Origin of the sequence: Thermococcus barophilus MP, from assembly GCF_000151105.2 — an archaeon.
In the GTDB taxonomy this organism is placed as follows: domain Archaea; phylum Methanobacteriota_B; class Thermococci; order Thermococcales; family Thermococcaceae; genus Thermococcus_B; species Thermococcus_B barophilus.
In genome coordinates, this window is the sequence record NC_014804.1 from 496387 (window position 1) to 512480 (window position 16094).

A 16094-nucleotide genomic window follows, 5' to 3' on the forward strand; every position below is an offset into this window, starting at 1 on the left:
AAAAGTAAAAGAAACAATAGAGGAGCATCAACCCATCATGTTCATGCCGCCCATTCCGCCCATGCCTTCCATTCCCTGTCCGGAGCCTTCGCTCTTAACTCTCTTTGCAGCTATGACGTCGTCGATTCTGAGGATCATGATTGCTGCTTCGCTTGCGCTCTTGATTGCCTGCTTCTTAACCCTCACAGGCTCAATGACACCCCTCTCAAGCATATCAGCAGGCTCACCAGCAAAAACATCAATTCCAATTGCTTTACCTTTAGTCTTATGTTCGCTGATGACCTTAACAAGCACATCAATTGTATCAAGTCCAGCGTTCTCTGCTAATGTCTTGGGGATTATCTTAAGTGCATCTGAGAATGCCTCAATTGCTAAAGCTTCCTTTCCTCCAACTTGCTTTCCGTACTCATCAAGCCTTATAGAGAGCTCAATCTCAGTTGCGCCTCCTCCCGGGAGAATTGCTCCGTCTTCCATGACATCCTTAACGACTTTAACGGCATCTTCAAGGGCTCTTTCCACTTCATCAATGACGTGCTCTGTTCCACCCCTGATGAGGATTGTCACTGCCTTTGGATTCTTGCAGCCCTCGACGAAGATCATGTTCTCGCCGGCGATCTTTCTTTCTTCAACGAGCTCTGCATAACCTAAATCTTCCGAAGTCAGGTCTTTTACATTTGTGACTATCTTGGCTCCTGTTGCTTTTGCTAACTTCTCCATGTCACTCTTCTTGACCCTCCTCACTGCCAGGATTCCAGCCTTAGCCAAATAGTGCTGTGCTAAATCATCAATACCCTTCTGAACAAACACAACATTTGCACCAGTAGCAACAATCTGGTCAACCATGTCTTTAATCATCTTTTCTTCCTGCTCAAGAAACGCATAAAGTTGATCTGGAGCAGTAATATTTATTTTTGCATCAGTCTCAGTCTTTTTAACTTCGAGAGCATCGTTTATGAGTGCAATCTTAGCTCTCTCAACCCTCTTTGGCATCCTTGGGTGGACCCTCTCTTTGTCAATCACGACACCTTTAATAAGCTGGCTCTCCTCAACGCTTTCTCCTTCCTTCTTCTCAATCTTGATGTTATCAATGTCCACCTCAAACTTGCCGTCCTTTTTCTCTGCAACCTGCTTGACAGCCTCAACTGCAAGCCTCGCTAAATGCTCTCTGTGTGATTCTGCACTCTTACCGGTGATTGCTGTTTTTGCTATCTTCATAAGGGTCTCCTCATTTTCTGGGTCTACTTTTATTGCAATATCTCCAAGTATCTCTTGGGCTTTTTCAACGGCTAAGGTGTAGCCCTTCACAATTATGCTTGGGTGAATGTTTTGATCAATCAGCTCTTCAGCTTTCCTGAGAAGCTCACCGGCAATAACAACTGCTGTGGTTGTACCATCACCGGCTTCCTCATCTTGGGTCTTTGCGACTTCAACCATCATCTTTGCAGCTGGATGCTGAAGATCAATCTTGTCCAAAATAGTTGCACCGTCGTTTGTGATAACGATGTCGCCAAGGCTGTCAACGAGCATTTTGTCCATTCCTTTTGGTCCTAAAGTTGTTCTAACGGTCTCAGCAACAATCCTTGCAGCCAAGATGTTCAACCTCTGGGCATCTCTACCCACATACCTTTGAGTTCCCTCAGGTAGAATAACTATTGGCTGTCCGCCCTGTCCAACAAGCTGTGCCATTTTCTTTTCCTCCTAAGATTTCAATACGCTCTTCATACGTTAGTGTTCTATAAAAAACTTTTGTTCAAAAATTCATATTTTAACTGAAATTTTTGTCAAATTGTCTGAAAAAAGCCAAACTTAATAGAACAATCACAAAGGAATTAAGATGTGGAAGGTGGATAAGATATTTAACCATGAGATACAAACAAAAAAGAGGTTGGGCATATGGAGGAAGTAAAAATTTACGAGATAAGAAAAGACAACATTAGAGCCATGCTTAAAGAAATTGCCGAATACAACTTAGCGGATATTGAGGTTGAAAATCGTGCATCGCTTGTAGATGATATGCTGAAAAGCCCTGGGGATAGACTTAGCTATGCCCTTCAAAAGCTGGAAGAGAACGATGTTGACACTGCAAGGTTTGTCATAAAAGATGATGCTGGAATCCTCATAGTAAAAATCGATGATATAATAACAATAAGGATATCCTTGAGGATTTTAGGCTTGTTACAGATTAAGCGGGTGGTGCTGATGGAACTAATAAAGCAAGGAGCAGAAGCAAAAATCTATTTAGCTAAATTTGAAGAGCTTTATTTCCCATTTAATGGTGAAAAAGTAATTATAAAGCACCGCATTTCTAAACGATACAGGATAAAGGAGATTGATCAGAAGCTGAGAAAAGAGAGGACTGTTAGAGAAGCGAGAATTCTGCACAGAGCTAAAAAGTTTGGAGTTAATGTTCCTTATATCTATGAAGTTGATTTGAAGGATATGAAAATTGTCATGGAATTCATTGAAGGAGAGCGTTTGAAGGAGTATTTGGAGAGAATCCCCATAGAGGAACGTTTAAAATTTTGCCGTGAAATTGGAAGACAAATTGGAAAACTGCATGAAGCTGGTATTGTTCATGGAGATTTGACAACATCTAACATGATTTTAAGAGATGGGAAAATTTACCTCATAGATTTTGGGCTGGCAGAGTTTGATAACACACTTGAAGCCCAAGGCGTTGATTTACATCTACTAAAGAGAGCTATGGAAAGCACACACTACAAATGGTTTGAGGAAGGCTTCGAGGCTGTTCTTGAGGGCTATGTAGAGGTTAGAGGCGAAGAGAAAGCTCAAAAGCTGAAAGAAAAGATAGAGGAGATTGAAAGCAGAGGCAGGTATGTAAGGGAGAGAAAGTGGATTAAGTGAATGCCCGCCACACCCTCTCAAAAATCTTCTTCTCTTTTCCTCTCTTGGCGCGGTAAAGCTTTTCAACAATCAGCTCTGGAGTGCTTTTGCCCAAAACCCCAAACTTTGGCTGTCTGTCAACAATTAGGTTGAGATTTTCATCCAAGCCTTGAGCTTCGATACCATCGACTCTCGCAAAGGGCAGCTCCTTCTTTAAATCCTCGCCCAAATGTGACACAATGATGACATAGAATCCTTTTTCATAAGCAATCTTCAAGAGCTCCGCTATTATCTTGACAGCAGCTCCGGGTTCTGTTATTGCTTCAAACTCGTCAATCAAAATCAGCTTTCTCCCATCGCTTGTCAGTGCTCTCACAAAGCTCTTTAAAGCTGTTTCAAAAGCTCCGGCACCGTAAATGGATCGCTTTCGCTTGAAGAAGAAAAGCTCGTCTAAAACCTCGACCCAAGCTTTCTCGGCATTAACTGGAAAGCCCATATGAGTTAAGATAACTATTTGAGAGGTAAGCTCAAGCAGTGAAGTTTTTCCACCACTGTTTGCACCTGTCAAAATAACGACCCTCTCACCGTTTACACCATTAAACTCTATTGGAGCCTTTCCAACAACATAGCTAACCGGCTGAGGATTCTTAATGAACAGATGCCTCCCATTTATGAAAGTGATTCCTCCTTCAATCAGCTCTGGGAATGTAAACCCTTCTGTAAATTCCTTCACAGCCCTTAAAAACTCCAGCTCATAGGCTTTGTTTATCTCCTCTCTAAGCTTTGGTATGAGGTGTTTTATTTCATCAAGAATTTCACGACTCTTCAAATACAACTCAATTTTGAGTTCCCTTTCCAGTTCTTGGTGCAAAGCCTCAATGCTCTCTGGAAGGACTTCGATGGGATAGAGGTTTTCTCGTGAAAACAGTTCAACAGTAAAGTTTAGCCTTTCACTGAGTCTTTTCTCCGCTTCATTTATTTCCTCAAGGATTTCACTCTCAATTTCGCTGAAGTGCTTAAATATTGCACCATAGTCCCCTTCTCTGAGCTCTTTTAGAAATTCCAATAGCTCCTTACCAGTCAAAGTTAGGCTGAATCTCTCAAGCTTTTCTGCGATTTTTTTGTTTAACCTTCTCTCTTCTTCTGCTATCAGCTCGTCAAGGTTTTCAATCAATTCTCTTCGCTTCATTATTTCCTCTAACTCTCCTAACTTTTTCAAAATTGATTCAGCAACACTTTTTTCTCCAAGAAGGTTAGCAATTTGTGATAAAGCTTTCAATGTCTCTCTATTCTCCCAAAGAGGCATGATATAGAGCTCAGGAGCAATTTCACTTATGCTAAGCTCGACGTCAATTCCAATCCCTACGGTGCTTAGGGTCAAATCATATCCTTCCAAAGGCTCTGTTGAGACTTCACACACTCCCAAAGCTTGGGCTTTTTCTAATTCACTTTCATCAACGACCAAAAGCCTATCGTGCAGAAAATCCTTTTTAAAACGAATTGGCTCGATTTTTGCCAATATCCCTTTCAGTTCTGGCACAATTCTTGGAAAGTTTTCTTTAAAATAAGTCTGTCTCCTAAGAATCTCCTTTTTGTCATTTGTGGGTTCAAATTTATCAAGATAAGCTAAGCTCTCCTTAAGTTGAATCCTTTTCTTTATTTCCTCACGGATGCTTTTGTAGATTGCTCTCGCTTCGCTGTTGAGCCTCATCTCTTGATGCTTATCGCAAAAGTTTATGAATATTTTCCCCTGAAATACAACATAAAGTTTAAAATTTTTAATGTGTATCGGTTGTTATGCTGTTTGGGAAACTCATTAGCCCAAGATATCACTTGAGAATTTGGAAGCTGAAATTTGAGAAAGAGAAAATTAAAGAGGGGTTAAGGCTGAGAAGCATCAAGTTCATTGAATTTCACGATAATTCTTACGATGCAGAGCTTAAAGTTGATTCTCTTCTCGCATCTGCAGTTAATGAAAAGTATGTCTACCTGATGAAGTTTGACGATGGAAATTTGCTCGTAATCAGCAAAAAGCCCTTAACCAAAGAGGGAATTCTAAAGCAAGACGCTTACTTGGTTCGTGATGAGGCTACACTAAAAAAGTTAATTTTAAGCCAAAGCTCTAAAAAAGCGCAGATTCTTATGGAATTCCAGCCCTTTATTGTCTGGTTTCCAATAGCGGTGATTCTGGTGTATCTGTCAAAAAGGATATCGACTTTGGAATTTCTCTTAGCATTCGGTGGGTATTTTGTTATAAAGAAGCTTCTCAGGATTTTGGAATACTACATCTTGGGGGTACTGCAGAGAATAGGGAAAAGGTGAAATTAAAGATAGTTTCCTTTGATCTTCTCGACAACTCTAATGTCATAAATCCTCGTAACCGGGTACTGTCCCTTCTCGTCTTTTTCCACGGCTTTCACCATGTCCCAGATTGTAAGTAAAGCGACACTAACCCCTGTTAGAGCTTCCATCTCAACCCCTGTCTTGTAGTATGCTCTTACTTCACAAGTTGCCTCAATGTAATCTTCTCCAAACTCAAAGCTTATGTCAACACCAGTTAGCGGAATAGGATGGCACAGCGGTATTATCTCCCAAGTCCTCTTTACTGCCAAAATTCCAGCTATCTGTGCAGCTGCAAGTACATTTCCTTTTTTAGTTTTACCCTCTTGGATAAGCTTTATTGTCTCCGGTTTGAGCCTTATCTTTCCTTTGGCAATCGCCTTTCTAAACACAACATCCTTATGACCAACTTCCACCATTTTAACGCCTTTTTCATCCACATGAGTGAGCTTCATGCAACCACCACTTTTTCTACAATGGAAAAGTATTTAAGCTTTGAATTCTTACAATACATCGAAGTCCGAGGTATGGGGGTGATAATATGGATGAGTTCATTGTCGCAACCACCGAGCATGTTCCTGGTTACAAAGTCGTCAAGGTTCTTGGCATTGCGCGAGGGGCAACCGTTAGGGCTAAGCACATTGGAAAGGACATCCTTGCTGGGCTTAGAAATATAGTTGGTGGTGAGGTCAAAGAATACACTGAAATGCTTGCCGAGGCGAGAGAAGTGGCAATTCAAAGGATGATCGAACATGCGAAGAGCATGGGAGCAAATGCCGTCATTGGCGTTCGCTTCATGACCTCGAGCATTGCCGCTGGAGCCGCTGAGATTTTTGCATATGGCACGGCAGTTATTCTTGAGAAAGAGTAGTTAACGTATCAATGACTTCCTCAATCTTTGGTTTTTGTGATATAATCGATCCAAAAAGGAAAATGAGAGTAGACAAATAAATTAAACGAGACATTGGGAATTCACCACAATAAGGCAATTAGGAGAGTAAAAGCAACAAGTAAAACGGTTATTGCGTCTATAACCCAGTTGTCATGTGCGGTCTTGCCTTTGGGCATTTTCATATCCATGTTCGTTTCCCTCTGAGATGTTGTCTGAGAAGTTATACTCCCACGATAACTACTCCAAGAAACCATCCTGTAGCTGCACCTAGCGTGGCTACTATGCCAGCCTTAATAAGTGCTGTTCCCATCGCTAGCCCCCCACCAATTGTTACAGCCCCCATTTTCTCGGAATGTGTAATTTTCCATACTACAAAGCTTTCATGCCCAACTGCTCCTCCTACCACCATCCCCATGGCTATCAATACCAACCCTATAACTAAAGCCTTCCTCCACATTTCAATCACCCCAAGCTTTCGGCAATTTTTGCCGTAATAGTGCTCTCAATTAATGCGGCAATAAAAATCAGAATCATTGAGATAAGAAAGAGTTTAAAGAATTCTTTAGCGTCCTCCTCGCTAATTATTTCTTCTTTCTTACCCAAGGCGAATCTTAACAGCTCGTAAGGAATCTTAAAACCAGCAGCACCAGCAATGATGATAGCAGGGATCTCGAAGATGCCGTGAGGGAGAATCAAGAGGAAGAAAGTTTTAAGCTCCCCTAAATTTAGATAAGCGTAGAACATTACCCCTACGTTTACACCATTAAAAATCAAGTTTAAGAAAGTTAAGCCACCAAACGTTAAAACACCGCCGAAAGAAAGCAATAATACAACCTTAAGGTTGTTAAGGAAAATATAATGGAAAGAAAACATGTTCTCATTAAATTCATGTTCCAAAAGGGGTGCAGAATTAATATCATAAAGAATCCCATAACGTTCTGAAAGACTTAAAACCAAAGAGAAAGCCAATAGAGAAAAGCAATGACGAAAGAATCAAAAATATTCTTCGCCTTTTCATAAATTTAACACCTCAAGGCAAGATTAAAAATGCTAGTGAAGCTATGATCTCTGTTATACCCGCAATTTTTAATATCATCTGATCTCTTGAGTTCAGGTAAAATATCATTCCCACAAACAACATTGCAACGGGAAATAGCGGAAACTTGAAACCAAATCTGAGATAAGCAACAGCATAATACATAGATGATATTAAAGAGGATATGAAAAGCGTCTTGTAAGTTCCCCGAATAATTATAAAACCAATACCCACAAGGAACAACAAGATAGCAATTGTACTCGTAGCCATTATGCTTCCCTCCAAAGGGTAAAAGTAAAAGTTCGAGAATAAAAGCTCATCCAACAATCAAAACTCCAGTCCCTATTAAACCTAACCCAAGATACGATGCAACGACAGTAGCAGTTGTTCTAACAGCCTGACGCTCGGCAATGCCCCAAAGTATACTACCAGCCGCAGTTACAGCAGACCCTGCTTCGACGGTACTCTTATCCCCACTTGTGTCCTTATGATGCCATGCATGCCAAGCCCATAATGCGAGTCCTATATTGCTGCTTTCAACCGCTCCTCCAACTACCATCCCTATGGTTATCAATACCAACCCTAACACTAAAGCCTTCCTCCACATTTGGGACACCTCCTGGTTCTTCATATTATGAATGTTGTGGATACTACTTAAAGTTTTCTTCATAATTATTGTCGCCGTGTTTTTTTTTTCTTATAATTTTGTTTGAACAAGTGACAATATATAAAAGGTAATTATTTTAAACAAATTAATTGCTATTCAAGAACTGGTGATGAGTGTGAAAGCCATCAACATAGCGATGAAGGATTTCGAAGTTAGCATTAGAACAAGAAAATTTCAAATAATAATAGCTCTCTTCACAATAATCTCTCTGGGAATGATTTATAGCTCAAAAAGACTTGGCATAAGTGCAAACTTATATAAAACGCCCTTCCAAATGCTCTTCCTCTCAAGCTTCTCCAATGCGTTCAACTACTCAATAGCCTCATTAGGAATTCTCCTTGGAGCAACTGCAATAAACGAAGAAATTGAAAAAGGAACCCTAAAGTTAGTAGCTTCAAAGCCAGTATATAGGGATGAAATAATTGCTGGCAAGCTCCTGGGGGGTTTGTTAACCCTTAGCGTAGCCTTAGCGTTGTTCTATATCTTAACAGTGGCTTTTGCACTAATCTTAGGAGTTCTAATAACCGGAGATGACCTGATGAAGTTTTTAGCAACTTTTCCCTTCAGCACGCTCTATGGATTAGTTTTCTTGAGCTTGGGTCTGTTAGTTTCAACACTCATTAAAAAATCTAAAAATGCTCTAATAATGTCAATTTTCCTGTTTGTCTTCTTTGGCTTTTTGCTTTCAATAATCGCTGGGGTAGTAGCATTTGCAGTGGCTGGCTTGCCTCCAGTTCCCAATATCCCCGAGAATGCTACAAATCTGAGCGATGAACAGCTTCAAGAGATATTCCTTAAAGACCAGGCATATCAGGCATGGCTGACCAAGCTGACAATAACGGCAGAGAAAATCCTTTATATCTCTCCAAACTACCATTATCAGGAAATAATCAGGATACTCTTTGGAGGAAAACCTCAAATTAGTGATATAGTATCGGCCTTAGCTTATGAGCAGAGTGTCGTGGAGGAAAGATCAATCGTAGAGAGTCTTGGGCTGGTATGGGAGAATATCACTGCACTACTTATCATGTTCATTTTTCCTTTTGCGATGGCCTATGTAAGGTTCATGAAAGCTGATTTGAGGTGATAGTATGTATGCCATAGAGATTGAAAACCTCACGAAGAGTTACGGGAATTCTAAAGCTGTCGACGGTTTAAGTTTGGAGGTGCATAAGGGAGATGTTTTTGGATTTCTTGGCCCAAATGGTGCCGGAAAAACCACAACAATACTAAGCATGTTGGGCTTAATAATCCCTGACAGTGGAACCGTAAAAATCTTGGGATAGATATCTTTAAGGGACTCCTACCACATATTATTCCGGTCAAACTTATATTAATAGTAAGCTTTATAAACAAGCACAGCATAAAGGAATGTAAAGCTTACTTTACAGGTGGTGACAATGAACCCAATTTTGAATGTTGCAATTAAAGACCTTCAAGAAAGTATTAAAACCAAACGACTAGCAATAACACTTGCAATTTTTATTTTAGCTGGAATTGGGATGGCTTACTGGCTAAAGAGTGTAATGATGAATGTTCCATTTTCATCCGGAGACGAGCAGTTTTTAAGCAGAGCCATAAGGGGAAACCTCCTTTCAACAGCAAAGAACTTTCTTGCAATATTTTCCATGCTGATAGGTGCTGATGCGATAAACAGAGAAATCGAAAGCGGAACGATAAAAGTGACACTTGGGCATCCTATTTACAGAGATCAGTTTATCCTTGGAAAACTCCTTGGAAGGGCAGTTACTGTTATGTTTGGCTTTGCAATTTTTTCTGTGGTGAGCACAGCATCGATGCTTATAATAGGGATTCCTCTCAACACTGACATACTTCTGACTTTCATAAAGCCTCTGCCGTTCTTCGTACTATTCTCCCTTGTGTACCTTTCACTTGGGGTGCTCCTTTCAACGGCGATAAAAAAGCCCTCGACAGCAATAATAGTTGCAATAATACTCCCAATTTTTCTTGAGATGGTTTATCCGATGGTTGTGTCTATGGTAATAGCCATCAAGGCCTTTGCCTCTGGTGGAGCATCACCCCAAGCAATTCAGGAGATCGTTAGGAAGGTGCAGACATTTCTCATGATACAGCCTGGTTTTCACATGGAAAACATTAACAATGCAATATTTTATGGAATGACTTCCTCTCAAATTGCTACCTCTGGCGTGGCATTTCAGGTATCACCTCAGATATCAGGTGTATCATATGTTGAAGCACTGAGCTTGGCTTGGAAGAACATAGTCTTACTTTTTGTCATGATGCTGATTCCATTTGCCCTTGCCTATTTGAGATTCATGAAAGCTGATTTGAGGTGATTCTATGTACGCTATAGAGATTGAAAACCTGACAAAAAGTTATGGAAATTTAAAGGCTGTTGATGATCTTACATTAAACGTCGAAAAGGGCATTGTATTTGGATTTCTTGGCCCGAACGGTGCTGGAAAGACAACAACGATATTGAGCATGCTCGGCCTTATCATACCCGACAGCGGGAGCATAAGAATTCTCGGACACGACGTTTTCAGGGAGCCAATTCAAGTAAAAGAAAAGATTGGATTTTTGCCAGAGAATGCCACCATCTATGAAGAACTAACAGCTTGGAAAAACTTGGACTTTTTCGCAAACTTCTATAGGTTTTCACGGCAAGAAAAGGAAAAGCGCATTGAAGAGCTTTTAAAGCTCGTTGGACTTTGGGATGTGAAGTACAGGAAAGTTAAGACATTTTCAAAAGGAATGAAGCAACGCCTGCTGCTTGCTCAAGCTCTGATAAACGATCCCGAGGTTCTTATCTTGGATGAGCCAACGAGTGGACTCGATCCTGAAGGTGCTTACTTGGTGAAGAGCATCGTAAAGGAAGAGCGCGAAAAAGGGAAGACGGTGTTCTTCTCCTCACACGTATTGAGCGAAGTCGAAGAACTAAGTGATAAGGTTGGAATAATTGTGAAGGGCAGGCTTAGAGCATTAGGAACCCTTGAGGAAATTAAAAAAGAATTCATGGAGCTTGAAGGGTATGAGATAAAGGTGGAAACCAAACAGCCTCTGCCCGAAATTGATCTGCCGGAAATAATAAGCATCAAACGTATCGGCGATAGTAGGGCAATAATATTTGCAAAGGAGGATATCAGGGAAGAGCTTTCGGAATACCTGTCAAGGAAAGGGATAACGATTCTGAGCCTTGAAATAGAGGAGCCAAGTTTGGAGGATGTTTTCTTGAAGACAATCTACAAGAGGTGATAAAAATGAAGAAGCTCTCTACTGTGATGTTGCTGTTTCTTCTTCTGTCTTCAATTGCTCAGGCTCAGCCATGGATTGAAGTTTTTCAGGGAAAGGTAAAGATAGGTGAAACCCTTATAGTGGGGAAGTATCAAATCAAGATAACGCAGGAGAAAGAAACTCTGATGCCCTATGCAATAATCTACAAAGGTAATGAGATAATAAAAGTTGCAGGGCTGAATGATACAATTGAAGCAGAAAAAATCAGGATAATCCCGGGAAGCTTTAATCCCGAAAGTGAAGAAGTCTTTTTGGTTGTCCAGTATGAGCCAAGCCTGTTCAATGAGATAAAACCCAAAGCAGGGCTTTCATTCAGTGTGAATGGATACTCCATAAAAATCCTAAACTCATCAGAAGAAAGCGCTGAGCTAAGCATAAATGGGGCTGAGATAATAGTGAAGAGCAACACATCCCGGGTTTATGACAAACTTGCATTTGTGTACAATGGTGAAATTCTGCGTGTTTATTATGCCGACGTCAGCGTTAAATTGGAAGAGAAGAGAGATTATGAAATCTATTATCCATTTGAAAGCCTAAACGTCAAGGCTGGGGAGGAAATTAGGATTCCAATTTCCATAATAAACAACGGAAACGATGAGCTGCAGCTTCCCGTTCAGGTAACTTCAAAGCCTCCCAGCTGGGACGCTAAGATAATCGACGGACAGAGTGGATATGATGTCAGTGAGATCATTCTTAGACCAAAAAGCTCTGCACAGCTTTTCCTTGATGTAAAGATACCCGAAGACAGTGAAGGTATTGAAACAGTAACCTTTGCAGTTGGTGAAGAAATAGGTGCTGTGAAAATCAGCGTTACAAAAGAAAGTGGCATGGAAGTGAAAGTTCCAATTCTCGGCGTGGAGGCTGAAGCAGGTGATACCTTAAAGCTTCCCGTTGAGATAATCAACAAAGGAAAGGAAAAAGAGGTCACCCTTGAGGTTAAAGGGAAGCCTCAAAACTGGAACGTTTACTTCATGCTTAATGGACAGAGGGTTAGGTCAGCCCTTCTGGATAAACAGTTATCTTTTACCCTCGTTATTGAAACCCCAAGGAATGCAGACCTTGGGATGCATAGTATAGCGTTCTCTGTAAACGGTATAGAAAAGAGGGTGTCGGTTTTCATCTACAGGACCCACAAAGGGGAACCCGCAAAGCTCATACTGACGGTCAAAGACGAAGATGGGAACTTTGTTGGAAAAGCAGAGGTAACGGTCGGAAATGAAACGGCCTTTACGGACAGCTACGGAAAAGTGGAGCTTGAGGTCAAGTCCGGAAAATATTTGCTTGTGATAGAAAAAGAGGGCTATGAGAAGTTTGAAAAAATCATTAAGCTTGAGGATGGAGAAGAGAAAAGCCTTGACGTAACGCTGGTCAAGCTTCCCTACTACTTTACCGTAGAGGGTCAAGGAGATATAGTGCAGGTTAAAACCGGAGGAATTGGAACGTATACGTTCACAATAAACAATCTTGGAAAGAATGATGATACGTATTCGCTGTCCTGTTTAGGAATCCCTGAAGAATGGTCTGCCGAGTTTTACATGAACGAAATCCCTATAAAAAACGTTCAGGTTGATGCAGGTAAATCAAAAGATGTTCTGCTCAGAATAATTCCTCCGTTCAATGCACAGCCCGGCAATTACAACATCACGATAAGCATAAAAAGCTCCTCCGGAATTGAAAGAACTCTTTCGCTGATGGTTAAGCTTGTTGGTGAATATAGGATTGAGCTTTATCCCCAAACACCGATGATAAGCGTTAAGGCTGGAAGTGAGGGAAGGGCTGTTGTAAACCTTCAAAACTCTGGAACAGCTCCAATAACCAATGTAAAATTTGAGGTCTCCGCTCCCCAGGGTTGGGACGTTAAGGTTGTCCCCAGCTCAATTCCTGAACTTAAACCGATGGTTTTTGGTGGTGGGAACGTCAAGGCAATTGCAGTGCCCTCTCAACATACGAGCGTTCAGGTTATCGTGAAGGTGCCAAAAACCACTCCTGCTGGGACATACCAGATAACCATCACAGCCAAGGGCGATCAGGCACAGGCAAGTACTCAGATAACGGTTAGAGTAACTCAGAGCTCAAAATCAGCCTACCTTGGAATTCTGATACTCCTCTTGACATTTGGTGCAGTGATATGGATGATGAGGAGGGTAGGGAGGAGATGAATGTCTTCAATATAGCAATGAAAGAATTTTACGTTTCAATAAAGAGCAAGCGCTTTGTCATAATCCTTCTCCTTTACGTTATTTACCTCCTGCTTGTGGCATACGCTTTAAGGAATCATCTTGCGGAGCTCTCAAAGCCAACTGTTGGCACTACAAATCTTGAGCCCTTTGGGACCAGAGGAGAAGTATTTCAAACACCGCTTTCAATGATGCTTATAGCTAACTTTTCCTTCTTCACGATAATTGGCGGCATAATGGGAGCCTCCCTTGGAGCCGATGCCATAAACAGGGAAATTGAAACCGGAACAATAAAGACACTTCTTGGACATCCCGTGTACAGGGATGAGGTAATAAATGGAAAATTTTTGGGAAATGGTCTCGTTCTTGGAATAACCGTCATGGTAGGATACCTTTTTACCGTTGCGTACCTTCTGATAATTGGAATTCCCATCGATGGTGAATCCTTTTTTAGGGGGCTTATTGCATTCCTTGTAACACTGCTGTACTCCCTTACGTTTCTAAGCATCGCAATTCTTATTTCAACAATGGTTAGAAAGCCCGAGACTTCGATGCTTATCTCAATCGGGCTGGCGATCTTCTTAACTCTGGTCTATGGAATTATAGTATCTTTAATTGCCGAGCATCTTGCCGGAGAAATGCCGCCTTATGGCCCAGCGTTTAGGGTGTGGAGAGAGAACGTTCTGCTCTGGGAGCAGAGGCTTCACCTCATAAATCCAGCCCATCATTATGCCGCTTTAGTGCTTGCTGTATTTGCAGGAGACAGAATAGCCAATTCATACCTCCCCCTGTCAGAAGTTCTGGCACTTGCACTGAACAACTTAGCAATGCTGGTGGTGTTTTTAATGCTACCCTTTGCCCTTGCTTATGTGAGGTTCATGACAAGTGATTTAAATTAAACAAATCAAAAATTGAAAGAGAAGTCAGCCCTTGGCAACTCCAATAGGTCTCATCCTTGCAACCAGCTTTGCAATTCCTGCCTTTGCAACGACATTGACGACGTTGTCAACGTTCTTATAAGCCCCCGGAGCCTCTTCAGCGACAACCCTTAGACTCGCTGCCCTGATGTAGATTCCTCTCTGCATGAGCTCATTTCTAAGCCTGTCCCCTCTGTACTGCCTTGTAGCGGCTTTTCTGCTGAGAACTCTTCCAGCGCCGTGGCATGTTGAACCAAATGCTTCTTTCATTGCCCCTTCGGTTCCAGCTAAGACATAGCTTGCGGTTCCCATTGAACCAGGAATAAGCACCGGCTGCCCGACGTCTCTGTAAATCCTTGGCACCGCCTCATGCCCAGGTGGGAATGCCCTTGTAGCACCTTTTCTGTGAACAACAACCTTAACTTTTCTTCCATCTACCTCATGCTCCTCAAGCTTGGCTATGTTGTGGGCAACATCATAAACAATGTGCATCCCAAGATCTTCAGCTTTTTGTCTGAACACTTCTTCAAAGCTCTCCCTTACCCAGTGGGTGATCATCTGCCTGTTTGCCCAAGCGAAGTTTGCAGCAGCTTTCATAGCACTGAAGTATCTCTGTCCCTCCTCGCTTTGGAACGGGACGCTGACAAGTTCTCTGTCTGGCCATGGGATCCTGTATTTTCTGTTGGCTTTTTCCATAATTCTGAGATAGTCGCTTGCAACCTGATGACCCAAACCTCTTGATCCTGTGTGAACCATCACAACCACTTGCCCCTCGAAAAGGCCGTAAACCTCAGCCACTTCTGGATCGAATACCTTGTCCACAACTTGCACCTCAAGGAAGTGATTTCCGCTGCCAAGAGAGCCAAGCTGTGGTGCACCTCTTCTCTTTGCTGTATCACTTACGTAAGAGGGGTTTGCTCCTTCCATTCCCCCTCCTTCTTCCAGTCTCTCCAAGTCCTCTCTCCATCCGTAGCCGTTGTCAACTGCCCACTTTGCACCCTCTGCTAAAACGTCATCAAGCTGGGTCCACTGAAGCCTGACCCTTCCTTTGCTACCCAATCCGCTTGGAACGTTCTTGAAGAGCGTATCAATGAGTTGCTTGATCTTTGGTCTTACATCCTTCTCGGTAAGGTTTGTTCTGATTAACCTCACTCCACAGTTGATGTCATAGCCCACTCCACCTGGGCTGATAACTCCTTCTTTGGCGTCAAAAGCCGCAACACCACCAATTGGGAAACCATATCCCTGATGACCATCTGGCATGACTATAGAATACTTGTAAATTCCAGGAAGCATGGCTACATTCGCAGCTTGCTCAAGTGTTCTATCTTGACGCATTTTTTGAATTAAAACATCATCTGCATAGACTCTCCCGGGAACCCTCATTCTCTTGTCAAACTTGGGTATCTCCCATCTTATCTGATCTATCCTTTTCAATGGAACCATTCCCCCACCTCCAATTAAATTAACTCTCTATGTAATTTAAGAGCTTTGCTTTACAGATCCGGCACCAATTGGACAATCCAAGTTCCATCTTCCAACTGCTCAATCTTCATGTCATGATATGTTATTGCCTTAACCTCCTCCTTGGGTTCATGTTTTCCATAATCTAAGGACTCTCCATAAGCTTTGGCTTTGAGCCTGTACCCCTCTTTGGTTTTCTCAATCTTGACTTCAAAGTCTGAAAATACAAGCCCTTCAGTATCATGGAGAATTAAGAGCTCCTCAAGGAAGTTGTAGAGCAGAGCATACAAATCCTCACCGCTAACTTCAATCTCTCTCACTTCTTTTGGTTCGACTTTTTCCACATCTACCATTACGTCAAACAGTGCTATGGCAACATTCTCAAAAGCTTCTTCAAGAGTTCTTCCGTATCCTCTAATTCCTATATCTGCGGTATGTTCATAATGCTCCCACTTTCTCATTTTCATTCTCTCACCTCCGA

At 41.8% G+C, this 16094-nt stretch carries 17 protein-coding genes and 1 pseudogene; 9 read left to right on the forward strand and 9 right to left on the reverse strand.

The genetic code is table 11. From position 1 onward, the window contains the following. Positions 1 to 27: 27 nt before the first annotated feature. Positions 28 to 1686: a thermosome subunit beta gene (thsB, locus tag TERMP_RS02900; protein ID WP_013466858.1), complete on the reverse strand. Its 1659-nt coding sequence runs from the start codon at positions 1684 to 1686 to the stop codon at positions 28 to 30. A gap of 513 nt (positions 1687 to 2199) precedes the next feature. Here thsB and TERMP_RS02905 point away from each other — a divergent pair. After that, entirely contained in the window at positions 2200 to 2865 is a 666-nt protein-coding gene (locus TERMP_RS02905; protein WP_048159905.1) for a Kae1-associated kinase Bud32, read from the forward strand. Here the strand turns inward: TERMP_RS02905 and TERMP_RS02910 are convergent. Then, positions 2858 to 4555, reverse strand: a complete 1698-nt coding sequence (locus TERMP_RS02910; RefSeq protein WP_013466860.1) for a P-loop NTPase family protein — start codon at positions 4553 to 4555, stop codon at positions 2858 to 2860. The two genes, TERMP_RS02905 and TERMP_RS02910, sit on opposite strands and share 8 nt — an antisense overlap. An 86-nt stretch (positions 4556 to 4641) precedes the next feature. On the opposite strand from TERMP_RS02910, the gene TERMP_RS02915 reads away from it, so the two are divergent. Next, positions 4642 to 5166, forward strand: a complete 525-nt coding sequence (locus tag TERMP_RS02915; protein WP_013466861.1) for a hypothetical protein — start codon at positions 4642 to 4644, stop codon at positions 5164 to 5166. 2 nt (positions 5167 to 5168) lie between these two features. Here the strand turns inward: TERMP_RS02915 and moaC are convergent, their stop codons facing one another. Next, positions 5169 to 5639, reverse strand: a complete 471-nt coding sequence (gene moaC, locus TERMP_RS02920) for a cyclic pyranopterin monophosphate synthase MoaC (protein ID WP_013466862.1) — start codon at positions 5637 to 5639, stop codon at positions 5169 to 5171. A gap of 86 nt (positions 5640 to 5725) precedes the next feature. On the opposite strand from moaC, the gene TERMP_RS02925 reads away from it, so the two are divergent. Further along, complete coding sequence (locus tag TERMP_RS02925) at positions 5726 to 6055, forward strand: YbjQ family protein (RefSeq protein WP_013466863.1); 330 nt, start codon at positions 5726 to 5728, stop codon at positions 6053 to 6055. 241 nt (positions 6056 to 6296) lie between these two features. Here TERMP_RS02925 and TERMP_RS02930 read toward each other — a convergent pair whose 3' ends face one another. The 4 genes from TERMP_RS02930 to TERMP_RS02945 form a co-directional block, all read right to left on the reverse strand. Beyond that, the gene (locus TERMP_RS02930; RefSeq protein WP_013466864.1) at positions 6297 to 6533 is read right to left on the reverse strand and encodes a hypothetical protein; all 237 of its coding nucleotides are present in this window, start codon (positions 6531 to 6533) and stop codon (positions 6297 to 6299) included. A gap of 5 nt (positions 6534 to 6538) precedes the next feature. Beyond that, a complete protein-coding gene (locus TERMP_RS02935; protein ID WP_081452198.1) occupies positions 6539 to 6949 on the reverse strand; it encodes a stage II sporulation protein M in 411 nt (136 codons plus the stop codon). A gap of 157 nt (positions 6950 to 7106) precedes the next feature. Continuing rightward, on the reverse strand, positions 7107 to 7397 hold the full coding sequence (locus TERMP_RS02940) for a hypothetical protein (protein ID WP_148221056.1): 291 nt from the start codon (positions 7395 to 7397) through the stop codon (positions 7107 to 7109). 31 nt (positions 7398 to 7428) lie between these two features. Beyond that, the gene (locus TERMP_RS02945; RefSeq protein ID WP_013466867.1) at positions 7429 to 7719 is read right to left on the reverse strand and encodes a hypothetical protein; all 291 of its coding nucleotides are present in this window, start codon (positions 7717 to 7719) and stop codon (positions 7429 to 7431) included. Between the two features lie 169 nt (positions 7720 to 7888). Here TERMP_RS02945 and TERMP_RS02950 point away from each other — a divergent pair, with 169 nt between their 5' ends. From TERMP_RS02950 to TERMP_RS02975, 6 genes and pseudogenes are all read left to right on the forward strand, one after another. Continuing rightward, positions 7889 to 8866: an ABC transporter permease gene (locus TERMP_RS02950; RefSeq protein WP_237702855.1), complete on the forward strand. Its 978-nt coding sequence runs from the start codon at positions 7889 to 7891 to the stop codon at positions 8864 to 8866. A gap of 4 nt (positions 8867 to 8870) precedes the next feature. Beyond that, positions 8871 to 9062, forward strand: a pseudogene (locus tag TERMP_RS02955) (ATP-binding cassette domain-containing protein); the annotation flags it as partial. A gap of 117 nt (positions 9063 to 9179) precedes the next feature. After that, positions 9180 to 10097 carry an ABC transporter permease subunit gene (locus tag TERMP_RS02960; RefSeq protein WP_013466870.1) on the forward strand — a complete coding sequence of 306 codons (918 nt, stop codon included), beginning with the start codon at positions 9180 to 9182 and terminating at the stop codon, positions 10095 to 10097. A 4-nt stretch (positions 10098 to 10101) separates the two neighbouring features. Beyond that, the gene (locus tag TERMP_RS02965) at positions 10102 to 11016 is read left to right on the forward strand and encodes an ABC transporter ATP-binding protein (RefSeq protein ID WP_013466871.1); all 915 of its coding nucleotides are present in this window, start codon (positions 10102 to 10104) and stop codon (positions 11014 to 11016) included. Positions 11017 to 11021: 5 nt separating this feature from the next. Next, positions 11022 to 13214: an NEW3 domain-containing protein gene (locus TERMP_RS02970; protein ID WP_013466872.1), complete on the forward strand. Its 2193-nt coding sequence runs from the start codon at positions 11022 to 11024 to the stop codon at positions 13212 to 13214. Beyond that, positions 13184 to 14131, forward strand: a complete 948-nt coding sequence (locus TERMP_RS02975; RefSeq protein ID WP_013466873.1) for an ABC transporter permease — start codon at positions 13184 to 13186, stop codon at positions 14129 to 14131. Before TERMP_RS02970 ends, TERMP_RS02975 begins: the two co-directional genes overlap by 31 nt. 24 nt (positions 14132 to 14155) lie before the next feature. Here TERMP_RS02975 and TERMP_RS02980 read toward each other — a convergent pair whose 3' ends face one another. Continuing rightward, positions 14156 to 15595 (reverse strand): RtcB family protein, encoded by a 1440-nt coding sequence (locus TERMP_RS02980; protein ID WP_013466874.1) that lies wholly within the window; start codon positions 15593 to 15595, stop codon positions 14156 to 14158. 50 nt (positions 15596 to 15645) lie between these two features. Continuing rightward, positions 15646 to 16074 (reverse strand): archease, encoded by a 429-nt coding sequence (locus tag TERMP_RS02985; RefSeq protein WP_048159907.1) that lies wholly within the window; start codon positions 16072 to 16074, stop codon positions 15646 to 15648. Positions 16075 to 16094: the final 20 nt, after the last annotated feature.

Coding starts and splice junctions, on each gene's coding strand:
- thsB (WP_013466858.1), bottom strand. CDS start 1,686: ATGGCACAGCTTGTTGGACAGGGCGGACAGCCAATAGTTATTCTACCT.
- TERMP_RS02905 (WP_048159905.1), top strand. CDS start 2,200: ATGGAACTAATAAAGCAAGGAGCAGAAGCAAAAATCTATTTAGCTAAA.
- TERMP_RS02910 (WP_013466860.1), bottom strand. CDS start 4,555: ATGAGGCTCAACAGCGAAGCGAGAGCAATCTACAAAAGCATCCGTGAG.
- TERMP_RS02915 (WP_013466861.1), top strand. CDS start 4,642: ATGCTGTTTGGGAAACTCATTAGCCCAAGATATCACTTGAGAATTTGG.
- moaC (WP_013466862.1), bottom strand. CDS start 5,639: ATGAAGCTCACTCATGTGGATGAAAAAGGCGTTAAAATGGTGGAAGTT.
- TERMP_RS02925 (WP_013466863.1), top strand. CDS start 5,726: ATGGATGAGTTCATTGTCGCAACCACCGAGCATGTTCCTGGTTACAAA.
- TERMP_RS02930 (WP_013466864.1), bottom strand. CDS start 6,533: ATGTGGAGGAAGGCTTTAGTTATAGGGTTGGTATTGATAGCCATGGGG.
- TERMP_RS02935 (WP_081452198.1), bottom strand. CDS start 6,949: ATGTTTTCTTTCCATTATATTTTCCTTAACAACCTTAAGGTTGTATTA.
- TERMP_RS02945 (WP_013466867.1), bottom strand. CDS start 7,719: ATGTGGAGGAAGGCTTTAGTGTTAGGGTTGGTATTGATAACCATAGGG.
- TERMP_RS02950 (WP_237702855.1), top strand. CDS start 7,889: ATGAGTGTGAAAGCCATCAACATAGCGATGAAGGATTTCGAAGTTAGC.
- TERMP_RS02960 (WP_013466870.1), top strand. CDS start 9,180: ATGAACCCAATTTTGAATGTTGCAATTAAAGACCTTCAAGAAAGTATT.
- TERMP_RS02965 (WP_013466871.1), top strand. CDS start 10,102: ATGTACGCTATAGAGATTGAAAACCTGACAAAAAGTTATGGAAATTTA.
- TERMP_RS02970 (WP_013466872.1), top strand. CDS start 11,022: ATGAAGAAGCTCTCTACTGTGATGTTGCTGTTTCTTCTTCTGTCTTCA.
- TERMP_RS02975 (WP_013466873.1), top strand. CDS start 13,184: ATGGATGATGAGGAGGGTAGGGAGGAGATGAATGTCTTCAATATAGCA.
- TERMP_RS02980 (WP_013466874.1), bottom strand. CDS start 15,595: ATGGTTCCATTGAAAAGGATAGATCAGATAAGATGGGAGATACCCAAG.
- TERMP_RS02985 (WP_048159907.1), bottom strand. CDS start 16,074: ATGAGAAAGTGGGAGCATTATGAACATACCGCAGATATAGGAATTAGA.